The following is a 23,993-nucleotide window of genomic DNA, read 5'->3' as shown; positions in this document are numbered from 1 at the left end:
TGAGTTTGCCGCTGCCGGATATCCAGCCCAGGCCTGCTGATAATAAACAGCCCTGTCGCCTTTAATTCAAGCAGGGAAAAGAAAAAGGTGGAGAGTCGATCTGTAAGCCGGGTTCTGTCTTGAACAGTCATTCGTCTACGATGGCCATCACTGGACATCTTTAGCAACCTACCCGGTCCCAGCGCGGGCCACGCCTTGGGACCCTATTTGGTCTTGCTCCAAGTGGGGTTTACCTAGCCACGAACTGTTGCCAGACGTGCGGTGCGCTCTTACCGCACCTTTTCACCCTTACCGGCGCCGAAGCGCTTAGGCGGTTATTTTCTGTGGCACTTTCCGTAGGCTCACGCCTCCCAGGCATTACCTGGCACTTCGCCCTATGGAGCCCGGACTTTCCTCCCCCCCCTAATTTTCATAGAGGGCAGCGACTGTCCGATCGACTCTCCGCCGCGAAGGTTAACGGCAGAGCGCCTGAAGAACAAGCGCTAAAAGCCTCAAGACCGCTATGGGCGACGGCTTACACGCCCTTCTGTTTATCCAGCGCCACCTGATACAGCACGTTTTTGCGCTCGCCGGTGATCTGCGCTGCCAAAGCAGCGGCGCGCTTGAGCGGCATCTCTTCAAGCAACAGATCGAGGATGCGCATCGCCTCACTGCTGACCGCATCTTCCGACTCTGGCGCCGCCCAGCCCGCGACCAGCACGACACATTCGCCGCGCTGCTGATTGCTGTCGGATTCAACGAATGCGCGCAACTCAGCCAGCGGCAGGCCCTTGAGCGTCTCGAACGTCTTGGTGATCTCGCGGGCCAGCAAAGCCTGGCGCTCACCGCCGAAGACCTCTTCCATATCCTGCAGACACTCAAGGATGCGATGCGGCGCCTCATAGAAAATCAGCGTACGTGGCTCTTCCTTGACGGCCTCGAGACGCGCCTTGCGCCCGACCGACTTGGCTGGCAGAAAGCCTTCGAAGATAAAACGGTCGGACGGCAGCCCCGCCGCCGACAGCGCCGCAATCAATGCGCAAGCACCCGGCACCGGTACGACATTGATCCCGGCAGCGCGGGCCTGACGCACCAGGTGATAACCCGGATCGGAAATCAACGGCGTGCCGGCGTCGGAGATCAGCGCCACGTTATCGCCTGCCAGCAAACGGGTAATAAAGCGGCTGCCTTCATCGCGCTCGTTGTGTTCGTGGCAGGCAGCCAGCGGCGTAGCAATGCCGAAGTGCTGCATCAGGCGCGCCGAGTGCCGCGTGTCTTCGGCCGCAATAAGCGCCACTTCGCGCAGGATTTTCAGGGCCCGGGCGCTGATGTCGTCCAGGTTGCCGATGGGCGTCGCCACCACATAAAGCGAGCCAGCAGCGGAATTCAGGGAACCTGGAGCAGTCAAAGCGCACACCTCGTGATCGGTAAAAGCGGCCATTGTAGCGCGTCACGAGGCGTGCGCGGCGCTCCGCCCAGGCACGGTTTTTCCCTCGGTTGTGCGCCACTGCAACATTTGCTCCAGCTAAATTGTCCGTTTCACGCCACTAACATCGCGCCCCGGCCAGTGCTTGGGTACAATTCGACGCTAATTTGATCGAGTATCAGGAACACTTACATGATCGCTTGCCTGCGGCTGTTCACTGCCCTCTGCCTCGCTGCCTTGCTGGCGGCCTGCGCCAGCTCCCCTTCCTCCAGCCTTGGCGAACTTCCACGGACCCCGGATGCCAGCATCGAGCAACTGCTCGAACAGGCCACCCAGGCTAAAACCCCGGAAAAAGCTGCCCTGTTGCGCCTGAGCGCGGCAGACCTGGCTTATCGCCAGGGCAATGCCGGCCAGTCCGCGCAAATCCTGCAACAAGTGCCAATCGAGCAGTTGAAGCCAGGCCAGCAGATTTTCGCCAGCACCCTGTCCGCCGAACTGGCCATGACCCGCAATCAGCCGAAAGCCGCGCTGACTGCCCTGAGCCACCCAAGCCTGCAACACCTGGGCGAAATGCCGGAAGAGCAGCAGGTGCGCACCGGCACCGTGCATGCCCGCGCACTGGAAGCCGATGGGCAGACACTGGCCGCCGCCCGTGAGCGCGTGTTCATCGCGCCGATGCTGCAAGGCGAGGCGGCGAGCAAGAACCACGAAGCGATCTGGACGCTGATCGGCTCGCTGCCAACCGACCAGTTGCAACCGAACACCAGCGACGACCTCGGCGGCTGGATGGGCCTGGCCCTGGCGGTGAAATCCGCGGGCACCCTGGAACAGCAACAAGCCGCGATCGACGCCTGGCGTGCGCAGAATCCGAAGCACCCGGCCGCGATCAACCTGCCGCTGCCACTGACCAAACTCAAGGAGCTGGCCAGCCAGCCCCTGAGCAAAATCGCGCTGCTGCTGCCGCAGGATGGCCCGCTGGCCTCGGTCGGCAAAGCCCTGCGTGAAGGCTTCATGGCTGCGCACTACCAGGCCCAACAGGCCGGCCAGAAGCCGCCAGCCATTGAGTTCTATGACAGCTCGAAACTGACCTCGATGGACGAGTTCTACCGCAAGGCTCAGGCTGACGGTGTGCAACTGGTAGTCGGCCCGCTGGAAAAACCGCTGGTCAAACAACTGAGCACTCGCCCGCAACTGCCGATCACGACCCTCGCGCTTAACTACAGCGAAGGCGATCAAGGCCCGGCGCAGCTGTTCCAGTTCGGTCTGGCCGCTGAAGACGAAGCCCGCGAAGTCTCGCGCCGCGCACGTGCCGACGGCCTGCATCGCGCCGCAATCATGGTACCGAGAGGCGAATGGGGCGAGCGCGTACTGCGTGCGTTCAGCCAGGACTGGCAGGCCAACGGTGGCAGCATCGTTGCCACCGAACGAGTTGATCAGCCAGTGCAACTGGCCCAGCAGATCGCCGACATGTTCCAGCTGCGCCAGAGCGAAGCCCGCGCCAAGAGTCTGCAGAATGCCGCCGGCACCAACGTGGCCGCGCAGCCTTCGCGTCGTCAGGACATCGAATTCATCTTCCTGGCCGCCACTCCGCAACAGGCGCAACAGATCAAGCCGACCCTGAACTTCCAGTACGCCGGTGACGTACCGGTGTACGCGACCTCACACGTGTACAGCGCCAGTGGCGACGTCAACCAGTACAACGACATGAACGGCATTCGCTTCTGCGAAACCCCGTGGCTGCTGGAAACCAGCGACCCGCTGCGTCAGCAAGTGGTTGCACAGTGGCCACAGGCTGCCGGCAGCCTCGGTCGCCTGTACGCCATGGGCGTCGATGCTTATCGCCTGGCTCCGCGCCTGGGTCAGCTCAAGGCACTGCCGGACAGCCGCATCGACGGCGAGTCGGGCAGCCTCGGCATGACCCAGACCCAGCGTGTCGTGCGTCAGCTGCCGTGGGCACAGTTCGTCAGCGGTCAGGTTCAACGCCTGCCTGACACTCCGCGCTGATGCCTGACAGGTCACGCTCGCAAAGCGGCAAGGATGCCGAGCGCCAGGCGCTCGAGCATCTGCAGAACCAGGGGCTGCGCCTGTTGGCGCAGAACTGGTTATGTAAACGCGGCGAGCTTGATCTGGTCATGCTTGATGGCGATACAGTAGTATTCGTTGAAGTTCGCTACAGAAAAAACACTCAATGGGGTGGCGCGCTCGCTAGCATTGATGAGCGCAAGCAGCAGAAACTGATTTTTGCTGCGCAGTATTTTCTTCAGCGCGAGTCGCGTTGGGCCAATTCCCCCTGCCGCTTCGACGTGGTGGCCATCGACAGCCATCCGGATCAGCTGAACTGGTTGCAGAATGCGTTCGACAGCTGATCGCCTGTACCCGACCGGATTTTCACCCGACACATTTTGCTCTTTGCTTTGCGGGCTGCACATTCATGTGCCGGACAGCCGCGCTACTTAAGGTCACACAGATGGACATGCAATCCCGAATTCGCCAGCTTTTCCAGGCCAGTATCGACACCAAGCAACAGGCGATGGACGTACTTGCACCGCACATCGAGCAAGCCAGCCAGATCATGGTCAACGCCCTGCTCAACGAGGGCAAAATGCTTTCGTGCGGCAACGGCGGCTCCGCTGGCGACGCCCAGCACTTTTCCTCGGAGCTGCTTAACCGCTTCGAGCGCGAACGCCCGAGCCTGCCAGCCATCGCGCTGACCACCGACACGTCGACGATCACTTCGATCGCCAACGACTACAGCTACAACGAAGTGTTCTCCAAACAGATCCGTGCGCTCGGCCAGCCGGGCGATGTCTTGCTGGCGATTTCGACCAGCGGCAACTCGGCGAACATTATTCAGGCGATCCAGGCCGCACATGATCGCGAAATGATTGTCGTAGCTTTGACCGGACGCGATGGCGGCGGCATGGCGTCGCTGCTGTTGCCCGAGGATGTCGAAATTCGCGTACCGGCCAACGTCACTGCACGTATTCAAGAAGTCCACTTGCTGGCGATCCATTGCCTCTGCGATCTGATCGACAGCCAACTGTTCGGGAGTGAAGAATGACCCCTAATCGCCTTGGCCTTCTGGCCTTGACCCTGTGCCTCGGCATCAGCGGCTGCACCTCGGTGGTGAACGCCAGCCGTGAAGCGCCGATCGAAGACGACCGCGGCACCCGCACCTTCGGCAGCAAGATCGACGACTCGTTGATCGAAACCAAAGTGGGCGTGAACGTGGCCAAGGCCGACCCGGCCCTGGACAACGGCTCGCACATCGTCGTCACCAGCTTCAACGGCGTCGTGCTGCTGGCCGGCCAGACGCCGCGCGAAGACCTCAAGGCCAAAGCCGAACAGGCTGCCGCCAACGTCCAGCGTGTGAAGAAGGTGCACAACGAACTGCAAGTGATTGCACCTTCAAGCTTCCTCGCCCGCCAGAACGACGCCTGGCTGACCACCAAGATCAAGACTCAGATGCTGACCGACGCCAGTATTCCCGGCTCGCGCATCAAGGTCGTGACCGAGAACGGTATCGTCTACCTGCTGGGCCTGCTGACCAAGCAGGAAGCGCAACAGGCAACCAATCTGGTGCAAAGCGTTTCTGGCGTGCAGAAGATCGTGAAGCTGTTCGAATACATCGACTGATTTGCAGCACCTGCGCAATAAAAAAGGCGACCCTTTCGGGTCGCCTTTTTTTTACTTCACCACCTTCAGGCTTGGCCGGCCACTCGGGCGCGGCGGCTCGCTGTCCGGCGGCGGCAAGTCGTCATCCGGCTCGATGTCGTCTTCGTCATCCATCGGCGACTCAAGATCGAACACCATGCCCTGACCGTTCTCCCGGGCATAGATCCCCAGGATCGCGCTGATCGGCACGTACAGGCTGTGCGGAACACCGCCGAAGCGACCTTCGAAGGTCACCACGTCGTTATCCATGTGCAGATGGCGCACGGCACTGGGCGAGATGTTCAGGACAATCTGTCCGTCACTGGCGAAACCCTGCGGCACCTGCACCGCCGGGTATTCGGAATTGACCAGCATGTGCGGGGTGCAATCGTTATCAACAATCCACTCGTAGAGCGCGCGGACCAGATAAGGTCGACTGGAGTTCATAGCGGCTCCTTAAGCCTTAGCGCATATCGCGTTCGACGCCAGACAGACTCGCCTGGAAAGCCTCACGCGCAAACTGGCGCTCCATATAATCAAGCAGCGGCTTGGCCGGCCGCGGCAGTTCAATACCCAGAATCGGCAAACGCCAGAGTATTGGCAATAGGCAGCAATCCACCAGACTTTGTTCCTCGCTGAGGAAAAACGGCTTGTCGGCGAACAGCGGCGACACGCCGGTCAGGCTTTCACGCAATTCCTTGCGCGCCACGACACGCGCGGCTTCCTTGGTTTTCGGATCCAGAATCAGATCCACCAGACCACACCAGTCGCGCTGGATGCGGTGAATCAGCAGACGACTGTTGGCACGCGCCACCGGATAAACCGGCATCAAGGGCGGGTGCGGGTAACGCTCATCCAGATATTCCATCACCACGGTCGACTCCCAGAGCGCCAGGTCACGATCGACCAGCGTAGGGAGACTGCCGTAAGGGTTCACCTCAATCAGTTTAGGCGGCTGGCGACCAGCTTCCACATAAATGATCTCGGCGCTGACACCCTTCTCTGCAAGTACGATGCGCACTCGGTGGGAATAGTGGTCGGCGGGGTCGGAGTAACAGGCCAACCGATTGGTCACGCCCATGGCGATCCTCCTCGCTTGTTGAAATTGTCGGAACCGGAAAAACGCGCGCGCCCAGAGGGCGCCTCCCGCAACCTCTGGCTGACCAGACGTTGCGTTATCAGAGGCGCCCTTGGGCGCGCGCGATTAACAGCAATGCTTGAAGCGTATCAGTGCACGTCTTTCCAGTATTCACGCTTGAGCAGGTAGGCGAACACAAAGAAGAACGCCAGGTACAGCAAGACGTAAGTACCGATGCGCTGATGTTGCAGCTTAACCGGGTTAGCCGAGTAAGCCAGGAAGGTTACCAGATTCTTGACCTTCTCATCGAACTGCTCTTCGTTCAGAGCACCGGTTTTCGGCACGATGGTCAACTGATCGCACGCTTCATGAGTCAGCGGCGTACCGGTCAGCGGATCATATTGCTTTTTGCCGTCTTCGACGATCTGCACTTGTTTGCAGCCAACCACCTGACGACCTTGCAGGCCGACCAGCACGTTAGGCATGCCGACGTTCGGGAAGACCTTGTTGTTCACGCCCCATGGACGCGCAGGATCTTCGTAGAACGAGCGCAGGTAACCGTAGAGCCAGTCGGTACCGCGCACTCGCGCCACCAGGGTCAGATCCGGTGGCGCTGCACCGAACCAGGTCTTGGCGTCCGCCGGCTGCATGCCGATGTTCATGTGGTCGCCGATCTTGGCTCCAGTGAACACCAGCTTCTCCAGCATCATTTCGTGTGGAATGCCGAGGTCATCGGCCACCCGCTCGTAACGCTGGAACTTGGCACTGTGGCAACCCATGCAATAGTTGGCAAAAGTGCGCGCGCCATCTTGCAGGGCAGCCTTGTCGGACACGTCAATGTCGACCTTTTCCAGTTCTGGACCACCGTGTACAGCGGCGAAAGACAGCACAGGCAGCGCAGCAAAAATCAGAGCAAAAAATAACTTTTTCATCAGCCAGTCACCCTTTCCGGAACCGGTTTGGTCTTCTCGAGCCTGGTGTAGAACGGCATCAGAATGAAGTAGGCGAAGTACAGGAAGGTGCAGATCTGCGATACCAGCGTGCGCTCCGGCGTCGGCGCAAGCACACCGAGAATGCCGAGAATCACGAAGGAAATGCAGAACACCACCAGCCAGATCTTGCTCATCCAGCCCTTGTAGCGCATCGATTTGACCGGACTGCGGTCAAGCCAGGGCAGGACAAAGAGCAAGGCGATCGAAGCACCCATGGCGATCACGCCCATGAGTTTGTCCGGGATCGCACGCAAGATCGCGTAGAACGGCGTGAAGTACCAGACCGGTGCAATGTGCTCTGGCGTCTTGAACGGGTTGGCCTGCTCGAAGTTTGGTTTTTCGAGGAAGTAGCCGCCCATTTCCGGGAAGAAGAACACGATAAAGCAGAAGATGAACAGGAACACCACCACACCGACGATGTCTTTCACGGTGTAGTACGGGTGGAAGGCAATGCCGTCCAGCGGGATACCGTTCTCGTCTTTGTGCTTCTTGATGTCGACGCCGTCAGGGTTGTTCGAACCGACCTCGTGCAGCGCCAGGATGTGCAGCACCACCAGACCGAGAATCACGATCGGCAGCGCGACAACGTGCAAGGCGAAGAAGCGGTTCAGGGTAATCCCGGAGATCAGGTAGTCACCACGAATCCACTGGGTCAGGTCGTTACCAATGACCGGAATCGCACCGAACAGCGAGATGATCACCTGGGCACCCCAGTAGGACATCTGACCCCACGGCAGCAGATAACCCATGAACGCTTCGGCCATCAGCGCCAGGTAAATCAGCATGCCGAACACCCACACCAGTTCACGCGGCTTCTGATACGAACCGTAGAGCAAGCCACGGAACATGTGCAGATAGACCACGATGAAGAATGCCGAAGCACCGGTGGAGTGCAGCAGACGCAGGATCGAGCCGTACTCGACATCGCGCATGATGTATTCGACGGAAGCGAACGCTTCTTCCGCCGACGGCGTGTAGCTCATCGTCAGCCAGACACCGGTGACGATCTGGTTGACCAGCACCAGCAGCGCCAGGGAGCCGAAGAAGTAGAAGAAGTTGAAGTTTTTTGGAGCGTAATACTTGCTGAGATGGTCTTCCCACATTTTTGTGGCGGGAAAGCGCGCATCAACCCAATCCATGAACTTGCTCATCACGCTTTCTCCGTATCGACGCCAATGACAATCAGGTCATCGGTCTCATAGGAATGCGGGGGAACTGGCAGGTTCAAAGGCGCAGGTTGCGACTTGTAGACGCGGCCAGCCAGATCGTAGTGGGAACCGTGGCAAGGGCAGAAATAGCCACCGACCCAGTCTTTACCCAGATCCGCGGGTGCCACTTCGGGACGGAAAGTTGGTGAGCAACCCAGGTGCGTGCAGATCCCGATCAGCAGCAGAATTTCCGGCTTGATCGAACGCACTTCAGGATCGACATAAGTAGGTTGCGTGGAGTTTTTGGAAGTCGGATCGGAGAGCTGGCCCTCGATCTTTTTGAGATTCCCCAGGATTTCCGCAGTACGGCGGACAATGAACACCGGCTGGCCGCGCCACTCAGCAATCATCTGCTGCCCTGGCTCGATTTTGCTGACATTCACTTTCACCGGTGCGCCGGCGGCTTTCGCCTTGGCACTGGGAAACCATGACCCCACGAACGGGACCGCAGCCCCCACCGCTCCTGCAGCACCCACCACGGATGTGGCTGCTACCAAGAAGCGACGCCGGCCTGCATTCACGCCGTCATTGCTCATTCAGTCCTCTCCCATCAGCTTTTGTGGCCTGTTAAATCAGGCATCTACTAAATAAATCAATGTTACTTATAAAAATTTTGCCGAATGGTAATGAAAAGCCCCAATTCTGACAAGGGAATTACCCGGAGCTTCCACCCCCAAGCCTTGCAGTATAGGGGGTCTACGGATGAGGCAAGTTGTCACAGCGCAATTCTTTTGATAAATCGCAGGCATAAAAAAACGCCCGCTTCCGTGAGGAATCGGGCGTTTTTTTTGAACGCGGAAGCGGAATTAACGCTTCGAGTACTGCGGACGCTTACGCGCTTTACGCAGACCGACTTTCTTACGTTCAACTTCACGGGCGTCGCGAGTAACGAAGCCAGCTTTGCGCAGAGCGCCGCGCAGGGTTTCGTCGTAGTCCATCAGAGCGCGAGTGATACCGTGGCGGATTGCGCCAGCTTGACCACTTACACCGCCGCCGATGACGGTGACGTAGATGTCGAACTTCTCGACAGTCTCGGTCAGTTCCAGCGGCTGACGAACTACCATGCGGGCAGTTTCGCGGCCGAAGAACGAGTCCAGGGAGCGGTTGTTGATGGAGATGTTACCAGTACCCGGACGCAGGAAAACGCGTGCGGTTGCGGTCTTGCGACGGCCAGTGCCGTAATTTTGAGTCGCCGACATAATGAACTATTCCGTTAAATCTTCAGTTCTTGGGGCTGCTGAGCAGTATGAGGGTGTGCAGCGCCCGCATAGACTTTCAGCTTACGGTACATGTCACGACCCAGCGGGTTCTTAGGCAGCATGCCTTTAACCGCGGTCTCGATCACGCGCTCAGGGGCTTTGGCGATCAGCTTTTCAAAGTTGATCGACTTGATGCCGCCCGGGAAACCGGAGTGGGAGTAGTACATTTTGTCAGTGGTTTTAGCGCCGGTAACACGGATCTGCTCGGCGTTGATTACGACGATGTAGTCGCCGGTGTCAACGTGAGGAGTGTACTCAGGCTTGTGCTTGCCACGCAGACGGCTCGCGATTTCGGTGGCCAGACGACCCAGGGTCTGACCAGCAGCGTCGACGACAAACCAGTCGCGCTTTACTGTTTCCGGTTTAGCAGTAAAAGTTTTCATTCTTTATAGCCTCAGGGGCCGCCTGTAAATAAGACGGCGGATCTTACTGAATAGTGCGTACTTTGACAAGTCAAAGGCAGCCGGATACAGACGCTTTCGGGGGCTCGGGTCGGCGCGTCCGTTCAACGGCAAGATTCTTCGGCGGCGGCGCATCACTTCCACTGCAGAAAGAGGTCGGCAATTATGCAGATTGCGAAAAAATTTTCAACCTGCTTTTATGATTGTTTTGCCCAAGGAGCACCCGATGGACTATCGCCAGCTAGGCCGTACCGACCTGAACGTGAGTGCAATCTGCCTCGGCACCATGACCTGGGGCGAGCAAAACACTGAAGCTGAAGCCTTTGCCCAGATCGAACGGGCCAAGGAAGCGGGGATCAATTTCATCGACACCGCCGAGATGTACCCGGTGCCGCCGAAAGCCGAAACCTACGCCACCACCGAGCGCTACATCGGCAATTACTTCAAAAGTCGCGGTGACCGCGCCGACTGGATCCTCGCCAGCAAGATCGCCGGCCCCGGCAACACCATCGACTACATCCGCGACAAAAACCTGCGCCACAACCGTCAACACATCACCGAAGCGGTCGATGCCAGCCTCAAGCGCCTGCAGACCGACTACATCGACCTGTATCAATTGCACTGGCCGGAGCGCAGCACCAACTTTTTCGGACAGCTGGGCTACAAGCACAAGATCGAAGCCAACCTGACGCCGCTCGAAGACACCCTCGAAGCCCTCGACGAACAGGTCAAGGCCGGCAAGATCCGCCACATCGGTCTGTCCAACGAAACCCCGTGGGGCACCATGCGTTTCCTCGCTCTGGCCGAAGCCCGTGGCTGGCCGCGCGCGGTGTCGATCCAGAACCCGTACAACCTGCTCAACCGCAGCTTCGAAATCGGCCTGGCGGAAATCGCCATCCGCGAACAGTGCGGCCTGCTCGCCTATTCGCCGCTGGCGTTCGGTTTCCTGTCGGGCAAGTACGAAGGTGGCGCCCGCCCGCCAAAAGGTCGCCTGAGCCTCTACAGCCGCTTCAGCCGCTATTTCAACGCGCAGTCGGAAGCGGCGTGCAGCCGTTACGTGGCCCTGGCCCGCGAACATGGCCTGGACCCGGCGCAAATGGCCTTGGCATTCGTGACCCAGCAACCGTTCGTCACCAGTAACATCATTGGCGCGACGACCCTTGAGCAACTGGACAGCAACATTGCCAGTTTCGAGCTGAAGCTTTCCGACGAAGTGCTGGCCGGGATTGAGGCGATTCACAAGGATCATCCGAATCCGGCGCCTTGATTAATCCATAAATCAAATCGTGAGCAGGCTCACTCCTACATTTTGGAATGCGTTCCTCTGCAGGAACGAGCCTGCTCGCGATAGCGGTCTGACAGCCACCGAAAACCTACAGCGACCGCGCAATGATCTCCTTCATGATTTCATTGGTGCCGGCATAGATCCGCTGCACCCGCGCATCGGCCCACGCCCGGGCCACCGGGTATTCCCACATGAAGCCGTACCCGCCGTGCAATTGCACGCACTCGTCGAGCACCTTGCATTGCAGGTCGGTGCCCCAGTACTTGGCCATCGCCGCCGTCGGCACATCCAGCTTGCCTTGCAAATGCAACTCGAGACAGCGGTCGACGAAGACCCGGCCGATCTGAATCTCGGTGGCCATCTCCGCCAGCTTGAAGCGGGTGTTCTGGAAATCGGCAATTGCCTTGCCGAAGGCCTTGCGATCACGGGTGTAATCCAGCGTCCACTGCAACGCAGCTTCGGCTGAAGCCAGCCCGCCGATTGCCACGGTCAGGCGCTCCTGCGGCAATTCCTGCATCAAATAAGCGAACCCCGCCCCGGCCTGCCCCAACAGGTTTTCCTTGGGTACACGGACGTCCTGGAAGAACAATTCCGACGTGTCCTGGGCCTTCATGCCGACCTTCTCCAGGCGCTTGCCCTTCTCGAAGCCAGGCGTATTGGCTTCGACCAGGAACAGGCTGGTGCCCTTGGCGCCAGCCTTCGGATCGGTCTTGGCGACAACGATCACCAGATCCGCGAGAAAGCCGTTGGTGATAAAGGTCTTGGAGCCGTTGATCACGTACTCATCGCCATCCAGCACAGCGGTGGTCTTCACGCCTTGCAGGTCGGAACCAGCGCCCGGCTCGGTCATGGCGATAGCCGTGACCATCTCGCCCGAGACCAGTTTGGGCAGGTACTTGTGCTTCAGCGCCTCGCTGCCGTAATGCAGGATGTACGGCGCAACGATGTCCGAATGCAGCGAAAAGCCGATGCCGGTCAGCCCCAGCCGCCCCACCTCCTCGATCACCACGGTGCTGTAGAGAAAGTCCGCGCCCAGGCCGCCGTACTCTTCGGGCAAGTGCGAGCAGAGCATCCCCGCCTCCCCCGCCTTGTTCCACAGTTTGCGGTCGATGTGGCCTTGTTTCTCCCATTGCGCATGGAACGGCACAGCCTCTTTTTCGAGAAAGGTTCGTACGCTGTCGCGGAACAATTCGTGCTCGGAGCTGAACAAGGTTCTAGGGATCATGCGGCACCTTTCTTTCTTGTTGGAGGGAGATGACCTTCAGAGACTATGCCTCACCTCCGATACAGGACACTGGACACATCCGACAAAAAATAAGACGATCCAGCCGTCTGGTGACCACTTTCCCTTATAAAAACAAAACAAAAGTTGAATTATGTCCAAGCAAGTCTCCACGCCCTTGCGGCGCGTCAGCATCCTGGCAATCGACCGGGTTTTCGCATCCACACTCATGCAGGCCAAGGATTTCTTCCACCTGGCCAGCCTGCGTTACGGCAAACAACTGGGCCACGGCCTGACACCGGCGTTCGAAACGCGCCTGGTCAGCCCCGACGGCAAACCGGTGAACAGTTTCAGTGACGTGGTGATGCCGGTGGACGGCGGCCTGGAAAACGCCGATGTGATCATCCTTCCGGCGTTCTGGGATGATTTCGATACCCTTTGCAGCCGTTATCCTCAGGTCTTGCCGTGGCTGCGTGAACAGCACGCCCGTGGCGCCGTGCTCTGCGGCGAAGCCACCGGCGTGTTCTGGCTGGCCGAGGCCGGCTTGCTCAATGGCAAGGAAGCGACCACCTACTGGCGCTTCTTCAATGCCTTCGCCGAGCGATTCCCCAAGGTTTACCTGAATCAGGACAAGCACCTGACCGACGCCGACAACCTGTATTGCGCCGGCGGCACGACATCGGCGTGCGATCTCTATATCTACCTGATCGAACGCTTCTGCGGCGCCAACGTGGCGCAAGCCGTGGCCCGCGACATCCTTTACGAAGTGCAGCGCAGCTATTCGCCAGGGCGCATTGGCTTCGGCGGGCAGAAGCTGCATCAGGACGTGATCATCCTGCAGATCCAGCACTGGCTCGAAGAGCACTACGCCGACAAGTTCCGCTTCGAAGACGTCGCCCGTGAGCACGGCATGAGCATCCGCAACTTCATGCGCCGCTTCCAGACCGCCACCGGCGACAAGCCGCTGCATTACCTGCAACGCCTGCGCATCGAGACCGCCAAGGGCCTGTTGTCCGGCAGCCGCAAGAGCATCAAGACCATCAGTTATGAGGTCGGCTACGACGATGCGAGCTTCTTTGCGCGGTTGTTCCGCCAGCACACCGAGCTGTCGCCGAACCAGTATCGGCAGCAGTTTCAGCAGGCTGCATAACCCCCCGAAGCAAATACAAAACCTGTGGGAGCTGGCTTGCCAGCTCCCACAAGGATTGCAGTGCGTTCGAGTTTTTCTTCAGCGCATAAAAAGGGCCTGCAATTGCAGGCCCTTTTTTTGTACGCCGATTCTGTTTAAGGCTTGTGCGCCCGCGACAGGAATTCGTGGGATTGCATCTCCAGCAGACGGCTGAGCGTGCGCTGGAACTCGAACGTCAGGCGCCCGCCGGTGTACAGGTCTTTCAACTCGACTTCGGCAGAAATGATCAGCTTGACGTTACGGTCGTAGAACTCGTCGACCATGTTGATGAAGCGCCGGGCGATGTCGTCGGTGGTGACGCTCATCTGCTCGACGCCGCTGAGCAGCACGGCGTGGAAGATCTTGCCCAGTTCGATGTAGTCGTTCTGGCTGCGCGGGCCATCGCACAGTTCGCGGAAGTCGAACCAGGCCACGTCGTCGCACGTGCGCAGGGCACGGATCTCACGGTTTTCGATGATCAGCACATCGTTCTCGATCGCGGCAGTGCACTCCGGCGTCAGTGCGCGGAAGCTCTTGCGCAGGCTTTCGTGCGCCGCTTCGTCGAGCGGATAGTGGAACAGCTCGGCTTGTTCGAGGTGACGCAGACGGTAGTCGACGCCACTGTCGACGTTGACGATCTCGGTGTTCTGCTTGATCAGCGCAATCGCCGGCAGGAAACGCGCGCGTTGCAGACCGTCCTTGTACAGGCCATCCGGAACAATGTTCGAGGTCGCGACCAGAGTCACGCCGTTCTTGAACAGTTCTTCCATCAGCGTGCCGAGGATCATCGCGTCGGTGATGTCGGAGACGAAGAACTCATCGAAACAGATCACCCGCGACTCGGTCGCGAAGCGCTTGGCGATGATGGTCAGCGGGTTTTTCTCGCCGCCGAGGGTTTTCATCTCTTCGTGCACACGCTTCATGAAGCGGTGGAAGTGGGTGCGGGTCTTTTCCTTGAACGGCAGCGCTTCGAAGAAGGTGTCGACCAGGTAGGTCTTGCCGCGACCCACGCCGCCCCAGAAATACAGACCCTTGACCGGCGTCTGATCCTTTTTGCCAAACAGCTTGCTCAGCAAACCCGGCTTGTTCTGGTCGGCAGCAATGAGATCTTCATACAGACGCTGCAAATGACGCACAGCAGTTTCCTGCGCGGCGTCATGGAAGAAGTCCGGGCGTTTCAGATCAGCTTGGTATCGTTCTAGGGGCGTCATAATTCGTTAGCAAGGCAACAAAAACGGGCCGTCACTGTAGCGACGGCCCGTAGGAATGGCAATCAGCCCTTGGTCGGGCCGCGCCGTTGTTTAGTCCTGAACCGGGGTCAGCGCAACGCGCAGCGCCTCGACGGCCGCGTCCCGCGCAGCGGTATCAGCGAACGCCGGGCTGTCGCCGACGCACTCGCCTTCCAGCCATACGCTGAAGCTCAGGTCTTCATTGCGCACATCCAGCGGCTGGCCGGATTGCAGTTGCTTGGTCACCTGGCCTGCAGTTTTGCCGTCGGCGAAGTTGCGCGACAACAGCAGTTGCTCGCCATCGGCCGCCAGCAGACGGAAGCGGAAGCTGCCATCGTCTTCACGGAAGCTGACGAAGCGCGCGGCTTTCGCGGCCTTCTTTTTGGTGGTCGCAGCGACTTGCACTTGATTGACGAAGGAACGCAGGCCCACGGCTTCGCGCAGTTCGTTGAGGAACGGCGTTGCCACGGCACGGGCTTTCTTCGCGCCGATCTGCAGGATGTCTTCCAGATCTGCCGGACGTTCGATCAACTGGTGATACTTGTCGCGCGCCTCGCCCAGTTCGTTGTCGAGCAACTGGAACAGGCGATTCTTCGCCTCGCCCCAACCCAGACCGCCGAGCAGTTCGCTGCGGAACTCGTCAGCCTGCGCCGGTGTGGCAAACGCCTGGAACAGGGTGAACAGGTGCGAGTTGTCCGGATCCTTGGCTTCGCCTGGCGCTTTGGAGTCGGTGACGATCCGCGAGATCGCGTCCTTCATCTCTTTGGCGCTGGAGAACAACGGGATGGTGTTGTCGTAGCTCTTCGACATCTTGCGCCCGTCGAGGCCCGGCAACGTCGCCACGCTCTCCTCGATCAGCGCTTCGGGCATGGTGAAGAACTCTTTGCCCTGGCCGAACAGGTGGTTGAAGCGCTGGCCGATGTCACGGGCCATTTCCACGTGCTGGATCTGGTCACGACCGACCGGCACCTTGTGTGCGTTGAACATCAGGATGTCCGCCGCCATCAGCACCGGGTAGCTGTAGAGGCCCATGGTGATGCCGGCATCCGGGTCTTCACCGGTCTCGACGTTCTTGTCCACCGAGGCCTTGTAGGCGTGCGCACGGTTGAGCAGGCCCTTGGCGGCGACGCAGGTCAGCAGCCAGGTCAGCTCAGGGATTTCCGGGATGTCGGACTGGCGGTAGAAGGTTACGCGGTCGACATCCAGGCCACCGGCCAGCCAGGTCGCGGCGATTTCCAGACGCGAGCGCTGAATGCGCAGCGGGTCATCGCATTTGATCAGGGCGTGGTAGTCGGCCAGGAAGTAGAACGAGTCGGCATTGCTGTCGCGGCTGGCAAGGATCGCCGGGCGGATGGCGCCGGCATAGTTGCCCAGGTGCGGCGTGCCGGTAGTGGTGATGCCGGTGAGGATGCGGGTACGGTTCGTCATGGGTAATCGCTTGTCAGACTGCAATCAATTCGAAAGACGCGGCAGGATCAGATCCTTGAGATCGGTCAGCTTGCCATGAAAAAAGTGTCCGCATTCTGCCACTTTCAGCAGCTCATGGGGGCGCTGGAGTTTTTCCGACCAGTCGTAGACCAGTTGCGGATCGATCACTTCGTCGGTTTCCGGCTGGATCACAGTCAGCTCGCCGTGCTGCGGCAGTTGATCCTGATCGCCCAGGCGCATGACCGCCGGCGCCACCATGAACAGCTGCTTGAGCGGCACGCCCTCGGCCTCAAGACGACCGCCGAGACTTGCTGCAACAAATCCGCCGAAGGAGAAACCGAACAGGGTCAGTGGCAGATCCGGGTGTTTTTCCCGCAGCCATGCGGCTGCAGCCTGAGCATCGTCGACTTCACCGCTGCCCATGTCATGGGAACCTTCGCTGGCACCGACGCCGCGATAGTTGAAGCGCAAGGTAATCAGGCCGGCGTCGCGCGCGGTGCGCTGCAGGGTCGAGACGACCTTGTTGAGCATGGTACCGCCCTGTACCGGGTTCGGATGACAGATCAACGCGATGCCGATTGGCTGCTCGTTATCCAGGTACAGAGACTCAAGTTGGCCCACCGGGCCGTCAATCACTACAGGGGTTTCACGCATCAGCAAGGAAGGAACTCCGTGACCTCGAATCGGGTCGACTCGTCTAGCAAATTGTCTGTGCCAATCTATTGCGAGTGAATCGCGGTATACAGCGCAGGTTCGAGCCGTTAACGTAAAGCAAAGCCGTTTATAGAGGAAGGACTCGTGGAACACTCGCTCTTAGTTTGGTTGTTACCGACTCTTGCCCTGGTTGTGGGTGTCGCCATTGGATTCCTGATCGCGCGCGTTGCGCCGAACGCCGCACCGAGCCGCACGCAGCGTCAACTGGATGATATCCAGGAGCGCTTCGACAGTTATCAAAACGAGGTGGTCACCCACTTCAACAGCACCGCGATGCTGGTCAAGAAGCTGACCCAGAGCTATCAGGAAGTGCAGGATCATCTCGCCGAGGGCGCCAATCGTCTGGCCCTGGACGAGCAGACCCGCCAGCGCCTGATCGCCGCCCTGCACGCCGATGCCGCACAGGCACCGCGCGAACGCCTGACGCCACCGCGCGATCAGGAGCCGCCACGCGACTACGCACCGAAGACCCCGAACTCGCCGGGCATGCTCGATGAGCACTATGGTCTGAAGAAGTAATCAGCTTCGCGCGCAACAAAAAGCCCCCGGACAATTCCGTTGTCCGGGGGCTTTTTTGTGCCTGATGGTTTTGTGGTGCCGATTTGATCGCCATCGCGAGCAGGCTGACTCCTACATTTTGAAATGCATTCCACTGTGGGAGCGAGCCTGCTCGCGAAGGAGCCGGCAAAGGCCACACACAAAAATGCCCGATCACAGGACCGGGCATTTCTTCATTCAGGCAATCGCTTACGGATACTGCTGAACCGTACCCGGCTGCTGTTGCTGCTGACCACCGTACTGCTGACCCGGAATCGCCTTCAGGTTGACTTCAACGCGGCGGTTCTGCGCCCGGCCATTGACGTCACCGTTGCTGGCAATCGGGTTATCCGGACCGGCGCCACGGGCCGACAGGTTGGCACCGCTGACACCTTGCGAGGTCAGGTAGGTGGCCACGCTCTGCGCACGCCGCTGGGACAGGTCCATGTTGTGCTGACGGCTGCCGGTACTGTCGGTGTAGCCAACGATTTCGATCTGGTTCTGGCTGAACTCTTTCAGCGAGTTGGCCAGGTTGTTCAACGGCTGATAGAAGCTCGACGCGATGTTCGCCGAATCGGTGGCAAACGTGATGTTGCCCGGCATGATCAGCTTGATCTGATCGCCCTGACGCTGCACTTCAACCCCAGTGTTGGCCATGCTCGCACGCAGCTTTTTTTCTTGCTGGTCGGCGTAATAACCGTAACCGGCTGCCGACGCCCCCACCACTGCGGCACCAATCAAGGCCCCCTTGCCACGGTTGTTGTGGTCGATGGCGGCACCGGCCAGTGCACCGGCCAGCGCGCCGAGGCCACCGTATTTGGCGGTTTTGCTCATGCCTTGCGAGCCACCGTCGGCCTGGCCCTGATTGTCATACGGGTTGGGCGAGGCGCAGCCGGCCAACATGGCCACAGCGGTAGCAACAATAATCAAACGAGGCGTGGTGAACATGAAGAGCTCCTGGTTTTTTCGCATTCTGTGTGGCAGCGGCCCTAGGCAATAGACCTATGCGGGCGTTGGATCATGACAATGCCGAAAAATTCCGCCACACACTCATGACAAAATGTTTAGGCGCGCACGAACGGGTTTTCCCGCATTTCGTCCCCGAGACGCGTGTCCGGACCATGTCCGGCAACGACGATTGCGTTTTCGTCGAGGGTGTACAGCCGCTGCTTGATCGAACGCACGATGGTGGCCTGATCGCCGCCCCATAAATCAGTGCGCCCTACCCCGCGACGAAACAGCGTGTCGCCGGCAATCAACAGCTTAGCCTCGGAAAACCAAAAGCTCATGGAACCTGGCGTATGCCCCGGCGTGTGCAGCGCCACGCCGCAGCCGCACGCCAGCTCTTCGTCATCGCTCAGCCAGCGGTCCGGTGATGGCACCGGGGTGTAAGGCACCCCGAACATCTGGCATTGCATCTCCAGGTTGTCCCAGAGGAACTGATCGTCTTTATGCAGATGCAGGGTCGCACCGGTTTTTTCTTTCATCTGCCCGGAAGCGAGGAAGTGATCGAGATGCGCGTGGGTGTGAATGATGCTGACCACCTTCAACCCCAAAGCGTCGAGACGCGCCATGATCAGATCGGGATTGCCACCCGGATCGACGACGATGGCTTTTTTCGTGATCGGGTCGCCGATGATGGTGCAGTTGCACTGCAAAGGGCCGACGGGGAAAGTTTCACGGATGAGGGCGGAGGTTGAGGCAGACATGAAAGGATCCTGGACAGACGGCATTGACGTTCGCTTCAGGATTCTACTGCACCTGCCGATACAGAGCGCCAGGTCAGTTAATTGACGCCACTAATCAGAAAATAGTGGCTCAATGATGTCATATGTACAAATACTGGTGCAAAATCACCCACTGTAGCGGCCACATTTCAGGAAGGGCCGCAGCCCATTCAGGAATTGCGCAATGCCACGCCCGACCGAATCGACCGAAAGCCAGCTTGTTTCACTGACCGGTATCAAATACCTCGACAGTCTTCTATCCGGTACCAAATGGGCTGATGATGGAATGGGCGTCAGCCTGACTTACAGCTTCATCAACCCGCAAAGATCATATTTCGTAACCGACTACAGCGCAGCGAATGAGTACCAGGCCGGGTACTCATTGACCATTGCGCAGCAAGCTACTGCCCGCAGCGCCATAAGCGCCTGGAGCGCGGTGGCCAACATCACCCTTCGCGAAACCAGTGACAACATCGTAAACGTCGGCGACATCCGGTTTGGCGGCTATTTGCTGATGGACGATGACGCTGCCGCCTGGGCCTACACACCCGGCGACTCGCCAAGGGCTGGCGACATCTGGATCGGGCCCAATACCAGCGATCCTTCGCCGGTCAAAGGCACCTACGATTACATGACGTTTGTCCATGAAATCGGGCATGCGCTGGGTCTCAAGCACCCCTTCGCGCCGAGCACCGGAAATGCGACCACGATGGATCCTGCACTGGATGACATCACGCATACGATCATGAGTTACAACAACTCATACTCCTATCACCCGACCACGCCCATGCTCCTCGATATTCTGGCAATCCAGAATCTCTATGGCGCCAACATGCGCTGGATGACGGGCAACAACACCTACTCCTGGGCGGCGGATCAATCGGTGTTCGAAACGATCTGGGATGCCGGCGGTGTCGACTCGATCGACGCCAGCAACCAGGCCGCAGCGGTACGCATCAATCTCAACGAAGGTGCATACAGCAAGATCGGCAAAGTCTTCACCGACCCCGATGGCGCAGACTTCAACGAAGGGCTGGCGATTGCCTTTGGCGCCAAGATCGAAAACGCCATCGGGTCGAGTTTTAACGACACCTTGATCGGTAACGCGCTGGATAACCTGCTCAATGGCATGGCAGGGGCCGATACCATGACCGGCGGTGCCGGCAACGACACCTACATCGTCGATGACATCGGTGACGTGGTGGTTGAGACCGGTACTTCGCTCTCGGAAATCGACAACGTTATTTCCTACATCAATTACACGCTGGGCGATAACGTCGAGAACCTGACGTTGACGGGCAGCGCTAATCTGACCGCGACCGGCAACGCGCTGAACAACGTACTCAACGGCAATACCGGTGATAACGTTCTGGACGGTGGTCTGGGCGCCGACACCATGATCGGCGGTGCCGGCAATGACACCTACATCGTCGACAACGTCGGCGACGTTGTCATTGAAACCCGAGCCCTGTACACCGAGATCGACACTGTTCGCGCCTCGATCAGTTACACCCTTGGCGCCAATGTGGAGGACCTCGTTCTTACCGGCAACGCCGACATCAATGCTATAGGCAACTCGCTGAGCAATGTTCTGATCGGCAACTACGGCAACAACCAGCTTAATGGCGGTGCCGGCGTCGACATGATGATCGGCGGCAAGGGTAACGATGCCTATGCACTGGACCAAGGCGCCGAACTGGGTCTGATCCGAGAGTACGCCAACGAGGGAAATGACACGCTGATTACCCTCTTCAACGCCACCGCGCAATACAACTCCATCGACCTCAGCCTGAGCAACCTGCAAAACATTGAAAACGTCACAGTGCTCGGCGCCGGCGCATTCACTGTGGCTGGCAACAGCCTGGACAACGTCCTGATCGGCAACGCCGATGCCAACTTCATCAATGGTGGCCAGGGCGCCGATACCATGAATGGCGGCGCGGGCAATGACACCTACATCGTCGACAACATTGGCGATGTGATCATCGAGACCGGCACCTCGCTTTCGGAAATCGATACGGTCTACTCCTACCTCGATTACACACTGGGCGCCAACCTCGAGAACTTGAACCTGGCCGGCTCAGCGAATCTGAATGCCACCGGTAACGCGTTGAACAACGCGATCTACGGCAACGCCGGCAACAACCTGATCGATGGCGGCCTGGGCGCCGATTACATGGCGGGTGGTTTCGGGGCCGATACCTACATCGTCGACAACGTCGGTGACGTGATCTTTGAAGACTGGGACTTGGTCGGCGTAGTCGACACCGTTCGAGCTTCGGTCAGCTATACCCTCAGCGCCAACGTGGAAAACATCGTCCTCACCGGCACTGCCGACATCAATGCAATCGGCAACGACCAGAACAACGTGTTGACCGGTAACGATGGCAACAACCAGCTCAATGGCGGTGGCGGCGTCGACACCATGATCGGCGGCAAGGGCAACGATGCCTACGCCCTCGACCAGTTCGCCGAACTGGCTCTGATTCAGGAAAACGCCAACGAGGGTAACGACACGCTGATTACGCTCTTCAACGCGACAGACCTGAACAGCACGATAGACCTCAACAGAAACAACCTGAAAAACGTCGAGAACCTGAGTGTAGTAGGCGCAGGCGCCTTCACACTGGCGGGCAACGACTTGGACAACACCCTGATCGGTAACGCCGACGCCAACTTCATAAACGGTGGCAAAGGCGCAGACATCATGCAGGGCGGAGGTGGCAACGACACCTACATCGTCGACAATGTCTTGGACAAGGTCATCGAAACCGATGCGTCACCGACGCAAATCGATACGGTCTACTCCTACGTCGGTCATACGCTGTCCGCCAATGTCGAAAACCTCACCTTGGTCGGCGCCGGGGACCTGATAGGCATCGGCAACGAGTTGAACAACGTCATTTACGGTAACGATGGCAACAATCAGCTCAACGGCGGTGCAGGGATCGACACCCTGATCGGCGGCAAAGGCAATGACGATTACGCCCTTGACCAGTTTGCCGAGCTGGCACTTGTGCGGGAAAACGCCAATGAAGGCATCGACAGGCTGTTTATCCAGTACAACGCCACCGCCCAGACCAACATCATCGATCTGAACCAGGCCAGCCTGCAGCAGGTCGAGAACGTCATGGTACTCGGCGCTGGTGAGTTCACCCTCGCCGGCAATAGCCTGAACAACGTCTTGATCGGCAACGCCGACGCCAACTTCATCAACGGCGGCCAGGGTGCTGACACCATGACCGGCGGCGCCGGCAATGACACCTACATCGTCGACAACATTGGCGACGTGGTGGTCGAGACGGGTACCTCTCTCTCGGAAATCGACACGGTCTACTCCTACATCGACTACACGCTGGGCGCCAATGTCGAGAACCTGACCCTGGCGGGCGGCGCCAACCTCAACGCCAACGGTAACGCGCTGAACAACGTGATCTACGGCAATGCCGGCAACAACGTTCTGGATGGCGGACTGGGTGCCGACTTCATGGCCGGTGGCACGGGCAACGACACCTATATCGTCGACAACGTCGGTGACGTGATCAGTGAAACCAGCACGCTGGCCAACGAGATCGACACCGTTCGCGCGTCTGTCACTTACACCCTTAGCGCGAACCTGGAAAACCTCGTTCTCACTGGCACCGCCGACATCAACGCCATTGGCAACAATCAGAACAACGTTTTGACCGGCAACGATGGCAACAACCAGCTCAATGGCGGTGCCGGCATCGATACCATGATCGGCGGCAAGGGCAACGATGCCTACGCCCTCGACCAATTTGCCGAACTGGCCCTGATTCAGGAAAACGCCAACGAAGGTAACGACACGCTGATCACGCTGTTCAACGCATCGCCAGTGAACAGCATCATCGATCTGAATCTGAACAACCTGCAAAACGTTGAAAACGTGACAGTGCTCGGCGGCGGTGCATTCACTCTGGCCGGCAACAGCCTGGATAACGTCCTGATCGGCAACGCTGATGCCAACTTCATCAACGGTGGCAAGGGCGCCGACACCATGAACGGTGGCGCTGGCAACGACACCTACATCGTCGATAACATCGGCGACACGGTGATCGAGACCGGTACCTCGCTGTCGGAAATCGACACGGTCTATTCCTACGTCGACTACACCCTGGGCGCCAACGTTGAAATCCTCAACCTTGTCGGTACAGCGATCAAGGGCACCGGCAACGCGCTGAACAATGCCATTTACGGTAACGCCAGCGACAACATTCTGGATGGTGGAGCAGGTGCAGACACACTGACCGGCGGCGCCGGGGCGGATACCTTCGTCTTCAGTTCGCGCAGCGATATGGGCCTGGGTGCCAACCGTGATGTAATCACCGACTTCAGCAGTCTGCAGGGTGACAAGATCGACCTGACGAAATTCGATGCCAATCTGCTGCAAGGCGGCATGGACGCTTTCACTTTTATCGGCGCCAATGACTTCACCGGTGCCGGACAGTTGCGTTTCGTCGACCATGTGCTTTCGGGCAATGTCAGCGGTAATGCCGGGGCGGACTTCGAAATCCAGCTGGTCGGTGTGAACAGCTTCAGCGCCAACGATCTGGTGGCCTGACGCCCGACGCCTTCACCTGACCCGGTCTGCAGAACAGACCGGTAATCCACAAAACAAACGCCCCGACTGGTTCGGGGCGTTTGTTTTGTGCTCATATCCAGGTT

The 23,993-nt window shown here is 58.9% G+C and carries 22 protein-coding genes and 1 other RNA gene; 8 read left to right on the top strand and 15 right to left on the bottom strand.

Annotation, left to right across the window (positions count from 1 at the left end):
- Positions 1-87 precede the first annotated feature (87 nt).
- Together rnpB and rsmI are read right to left on the bottom strand one after the other, a co-directional pair.
- An RNA gene (gene rnpB / locus K5Y35_RS12680) (RNase P RNA component class A) lies at positions 88-441 on the bottom strand.
- A gap of 73 nt (positions 442-514) precedes the next feature.
- The gene (gene rsmI / locus K5Y35_RS12675) at positions 515-1,420 is read right to left on the bottom strand and encodes a 16S rRNA (cytidine(1402)-2'-O)-methyltransferase (RefSeq protein ID WP_123463134.1); all 906 of its coding nucleotides are present in this window, start codon (positions 1,418-1,420) and stop codon (positions 515-517) included.
- Between the two features lie 177 nt (positions 1,421-1,597).
- On the opposite strand from rsmI, the gene K5Y35_RS12670 reads away from it, so the two are divergent.
- From K5Y35_RS12670 to K5Y35_RS12655, 4 genes are all read left to right on the top strand, one after another.
- The gene (locus K5Y35_RS12670) at positions 1,598-3,409 is read left to right on the top strand and encodes a penicillin-binding protein activator (protein ID WP_123463132.1); all 1,812 of its coding nucleotides are present in this window, start codon (positions 1,598-1,600) and stop codon (positions 3,407-3,409) included.
- Entirely contained in the window at positions 3,409-3,771 is a 363-nt protein-coding gene (locus K5Y35_RS12665) for a YraN family protein (protein ID WP_123463131.1), read from the top strand. Before K5Y35_RS12670 ends, K5Y35_RS12665 begins: the two co-directional genes overlap by 1 nt.
- 101 nt (positions 3,772-3,872) lie before the next feature.
- Positions 3,873-4,466: a phosphoheptose isomerase gene (locus K5Y35_RS12660; protein WP_008082788.1), complete on the top strand. Its 594-nt coding sequence runs from the start codon at positions 3,873-3,875 to the stop codon at positions 4,464-4,466.
- On the top strand, positions 4,463-5,041 hold the full coding sequence (locus K5Y35_RS12655) for a BON domain-containing protein (protein WP_123463129.1): 579 nt from the start codon (positions 4,463-4,465) through the stop codon (positions 5,039-5,041). The genes K5Y35_RS12660 and K5Y35_RS12655 overlap by 4 nt, the downstream gene beginning before the upstream one ends.
- Before the next feature lie 51 nt (positions 5,042-5,092).
- Here K5Y35_RS12655 and K5Y35_RS12650 read toward each other — a convergent pair whose 3' ends face one another.
- From K5Y35_RS12650 to rplM, 7 genes are all read right to left on the bottom strand, one after another.
- Positions 5,093-5,506 (bottom strand): ClpXP protease specificity-enhancing factor, encoded by a 414-nt coding sequence (locus tag K5Y35_RS12650; protein WP_003228047.1) that lies wholly within the window; start codon positions 5,504-5,506, stop codon positions 5,093-5,095.
- A gap of 16 nt (positions 5,507-5,522) precedes the next feature.
- Positions 5,523-6,140 (bottom strand): glutathione S-transferase N-terminal domain-containing protein, encoded by a 618-nt coding sequence (locus K5Y35_RS12645; protein ID WP_003228048.1) that lies wholly within the window; start codon positions 6,138-6,140, stop codon positions 5,523-5,525.
- A 146-nt stretch (positions 6,141-6,286) separates the two neighbouring features.
- On the bottom strand, positions 6,287-7,069 hold the full coding sequence (locus K5Y35_RS12640) for a cytochrome c1 (protein WP_123463127.1): 783 nt from the start codon (positions 7,067-7,069) through the stop codon (positions 6,287-6,289).
- Positions 7,069-8,280, bottom strand: a complete 1,212-nt coding sequence (locus tag K5Y35_RS12635) for a cytochrome b (protein ID WP_122590050.1) — start codon at positions 8,278-8,280, stop codon at positions 7,069-7,071. Before K5Y35_RS12635 ends, K5Y35_RS12640 begins: the two co-directional genes overlap by 1 nt.
- Entirely contained in the window at positions 8,280-8,873 is a 594-nt protein-coding gene (gene petA, locus K5Y35_RS12630) for a ubiquinol-cytochrome c reductase iron-sulfur subunit (RefSeq protein WP_003228055.1), read from the bottom strand. The genes K5Y35_RS12635 and petA overlap by 1 nt, the downstream gene beginning before the upstream one ends.
- 270 nt (positions 8,874-9,143) lie before the next feature.
- On the bottom strand, positions 9,144-9,536 hold the full coding sequence (gene rpsI, locus K5Y35_RS12625) for a 30S ribosomal protein S9 (protein WP_127648153.1): 393 nt from the start codon (positions 9,534-9,536) through the stop codon (positions 9,144-9,146).
- Between the two features lie 14 nt (positions 9,537-9,550).
- The gene (rplM, locus tag K5Y35_RS12620) at positions 9,551-9,979 is read right to left on the bottom strand and encodes a 50S ribosomal protein L13 (RefSeq protein WP_003228062.1); all 429 of its coding nucleotides are present in this window, start codon (positions 9,977-9,979) and stop codon (positions 9,551-9,553) included.
- 244 nt (positions 9,980-10,223) lie between these two features.
- Here rplM and K5Y35_RS12615 point away from each other — a divergent pair, with 244 nt between their 5' ends.
- Positions 10,224-11,264: an NADP(H)-dependent aldo-keto reductase gene (locus K5Y35_RS12615; RefSeq protein ID WP_222834322.1), complete on the top strand. Its 1,041-nt coding sequence runs from the start codon at positions 10,224-10,226 to the stop codon at positions 11,262-11,264.
- A gap of 106 nt (positions 11,265-11,370) precedes the next feature.
- On the opposite strand, the gene K5Y35_RS12610 is transcribed toward K5Y35_RS12615, so the two are convergent.
- Positions 11,371-12,507: an acyl-CoA dehydrogenase family protein gene (locus K5Y35_RS12610; protein ID WP_123463123.1), complete on the bottom strand. Its 1,137-nt coding sequence runs from the start codon at positions 12,505-12,507 to the stop codon at positions 11,371-11,373.
- A gap of 250 nt (positions 12,508-12,757) precedes the next feature.
- On the opposite strand from K5Y35_RS12610, the gene K5Y35_RS12605 reads away from it, so the two are divergent.
- Positions 12,758-13,654: a GlxA family transcriptional regulator gene (locus K5Y35_RS12605; RefSeq protein WP_185015770.1), complete on the top strand. Its 897-nt coding sequence runs from the start codon at positions 12,758-12,760 to the stop codon at positions 13,652-13,654.
- A 134-nt stretch (positions 13,655-13,788) separates the two neighbouring features.
- On the opposite strand, the gene zapE is transcribed toward K5Y35_RS12605, so the two are convergent.
- From zapE to K5Y35_RS12590, 3 genes are all read right to left on the bottom strand, one after another.
- The gene (gene zapE, locus K5Y35_RS12600) at positions 13,789-14,883 is read right to left on the bottom strand and encodes a cell division protein ZapE (RefSeq protein ID WP_123463119.1); all 1,095 of its coding nucleotides are present in this window, start codon (positions 14,881-14,883) and stop codon (positions 13,789-13,791) included.
- 90 nt (positions 14,884-14,973) lie between these two features.
- Positions 14,974-16,329, bottom strand: a complete 1,356-nt coding sequence (locus tag K5Y35_RS12595) for a tryptophan--tRNA ligase (protein ID WP_222834321.1) — start codon at positions 16,327-16,329, stop codon at positions 14,974-14,976.
- Positions 16,330-16,353: 24 nt separating this feature from the next.
- Positions 16,354-16,983, bottom strand: a complete 630-nt coding sequence (locus K5Y35_RS12590) for an alpha/beta hydrolase (RefSeq protein ID WP_123463211.1) — start codon at positions 16,981-16,983, stop codon at positions 16,354-16,356.
- 144 nt (positions 16,984-17,127) lie between these two features.
- Here K5Y35_RS12590 and K5Y35_RS12585 point away from each other — a divergent pair, with 144 nt between their 5' ends.
- Positions 17,128-17,562 carry a YhcB family protein gene (locus tag K5Y35_RS12585; protein ID WP_064392879.1) on the top strand — a complete coding sequence of 145 codons (435 nt, stop codon included), beginning with the start codon at positions 17,128-17,130 and terminating at the stop codon, positions 17,560-17,562.
- Positions 17,563-17,790: 228 nt separating this feature from the next.
- Here K5Y35_RS12585 and K5Y35_RS12580 read toward each other — a convergent pair whose 3' ends face one another.
- A complete protein-coding gene (locus K5Y35_RS12580; protein WP_222834320.1) occupies positions 17,791-18,528 on the bottom strand; it encodes an OmpA family protein in 738 nt (245 codons plus the stop codon).
- Between the two features lie 116 nt (positions 18,529-18,644).
- On the bottom strand, positions 18,645-19,289 hold the full coding sequence (locus K5Y35_RS12575; protein WP_222834319.1) for an MBL fold metallo-hydrolase: 645 nt from the start codon (positions 19,287-19,289) through the stop codon (positions 18,645-18,647).
- 202 nt (positions 19,290-19,491) lie between these two features.
- Here K5Y35_RS12575 and K5Y35_RS12570 point away from each other — a divergent pair, with 202 nt between their 5' ends.
- The gene (locus K5Y35_RS12570) at positions 19,492-23,889 is read left to right on the top strand and encodes a M10 family metallopeptidase C-terminal domain-containing protein (RefSeq protein ID WP_222834318.1); all 4,398 of its coding nucleotides are present in this window, start codon (positions 19,492-19,494) and stop codon (positions 23,887-23,889) included.
- Positions 23,890-23,993: the final 104 nt, after the last annotated feature.

This window comes from Pseudomonas sp. SC3(2021) (assembly GCF_019856535.1).
GTDB lineage: Bacteria > Pseudomonadota > Gammaproteobacteria > Pseudomonadales > Pseudomonadaceae > Aquipseudomonas > Aquipseudomonas monsensis.
Note: the sequence above shows the minus strand (reverse complement) of the source record. Positions and strands in the feature narration are given on the sequence as shown.

What these genes read in the sequence shown, in the direction of transcription:
- rsmI (WP_123463134.1), bottom strand. Translation starts at nt 1,420, where the DNA reads ATGGCCGCTTTTACCGATCACGAGGTGTGCGCTTTGACTGCTCCAGGT.
- K5Y35_RS12670 (WP_123463132.1), top strand. Translation starts at nt 1,598, where the DNA reads ATGATCGCTTGCCTGCGGCTGTTCACTGCCCTCTGCCTCGCTGCCTTG.
- K5Y35_RS12665 (WP_123463131.1), top strand. Translation starts at nt 3,409, where the DNA reads ATGCCTGACAGGTCACGCTCGCAAAGCGGCAAGGATGCCGAGCGCCAG.
- K5Y35_RS12660 (WP_008082788.1), top strand. Translation starts at nt 3,873, where the DNA reads ATGGACATGCAATCCCGAATTCGCCAGCTTTTCCAGGCCAGTATCGAC.
- K5Y35_RS12655 (WP_123463129.1), top strand. Translation starts at nt 4,463, where the DNA reads ATGACCCCTAATCGCCTTGGCCTTCTGGCCTTGACCCTGTGCCTCGGC.
- K5Y35_RS12650 (WP_003228047.1), bottom strand. Translation starts at nt 5,506, where the DNA reads ATGAACTCCAGTCGACCTTATCTGGTCCGCGCGCTCTACGAGTGGATT.
- K5Y35_RS12645 (WP_003228048.1), bottom strand. Translation starts at nt 6,140, where the DNA reads ATGGGCGTGACCAATCGGTTGGCCTGTTACTCCGACCCCGCCGACCAC.
- K5Y35_RS12640 (WP_123463127.1), bottom strand. Translation starts at nt 7,069, where the DNA reads ATGAAAAAGTTATTTTTTGCTCTGATTTTTGCTGCGCTGCCTGTGCTG.
- K5Y35_RS12635 (WP_122590050.1), bottom strand. Translation starts at nt 8,280, where the DNA reads ATGAGCAAGTTCATGGATTGGGTTGATGCGCGCTTTCCCGCCACAAAA.
- petA (WP_003228055.1), bottom strand. Translation starts at nt 8,873, where the DNA reads ATGAGCAATGACGGCGTGAATGCAGGCCGGCGTCGCTTCTTGGTAGCA.
- rpsI (WP_127648153.1), bottom strand. Translation starts at nt 9,536, where the DNA reads ATGTCGGCGACTCAAAATTACGGCACTGGCCGTCGCAAGACCGCAACC.
- rplM (WP_003228062.1), bottom strand. Translation starts at nt 9,979, where the DNA reads ATGAAAACTTTTACTGCTAAACCGGAAACAGTAAAGCGCGACTGGTTT.
- K5Y35_RS12615 (WP_222834322.1), top strand. Translation starts at nt 10,224, where the DNA reads ATGGACTATCGCCAGCTAGGCCGTACCGACCTGAACGTGAGTGCAATC.
- K5Y35_RS12610 (WP_123463123.1), bottom strand. Translation starts at nt 12,507, where the DNA reads ATGATCCCTAGAACCTTGTTCAGCTCCGAGCACGAATTGTTCCGCGAC.
- zapE (WP_123463119.1), bottom strand. Translation starts at nt 14,883, where the DNA reads ATGACGCCCCTAGAACGATACCAAGCTGATCTGAAACGCCCGGACTTC.
- K5Y35_RS12595 (WP_222834321.1), bottom strand. Translation starts at nt 16,329, where the DNA reads ATGACGAACCGTACCCGCATCCTCACCGGCATCACCACTACCGGCACG.
- K5Y35_RS12590 (WP_123463211.1), bottom strand. Translation starts at nt 16,983, where the DNA reads ATGCGTGAAACCCCTGTAGTGATTGACGGCCCGGTGGGCCAACTTGAG.
- K5Y35_RS12580 (WP_222834320.1), bottom strand. Translation starts at nt 18,528, where the DNA reads ATGTTCACCACGCCTCGTTTGATTATTGTTGCTACCGCTGTGGCCATG.
- K5Y35_RS12575 (WP_222834319.1), bottom strand. Translation starts at nt 19,289, where the DNA reads ATGTCTGCCTCAACCTCCGCCCTCATCCGTGAAACTTTCCCCGTCGGC.
- K5Y35_RS12570 (WP_222834318.1), top strand. Translation starts at nt 19,492, where the DNA reads ATGCCACGCCCGACCGAATCGACCGAAAGCCAGCTTGTTTCACTGACC.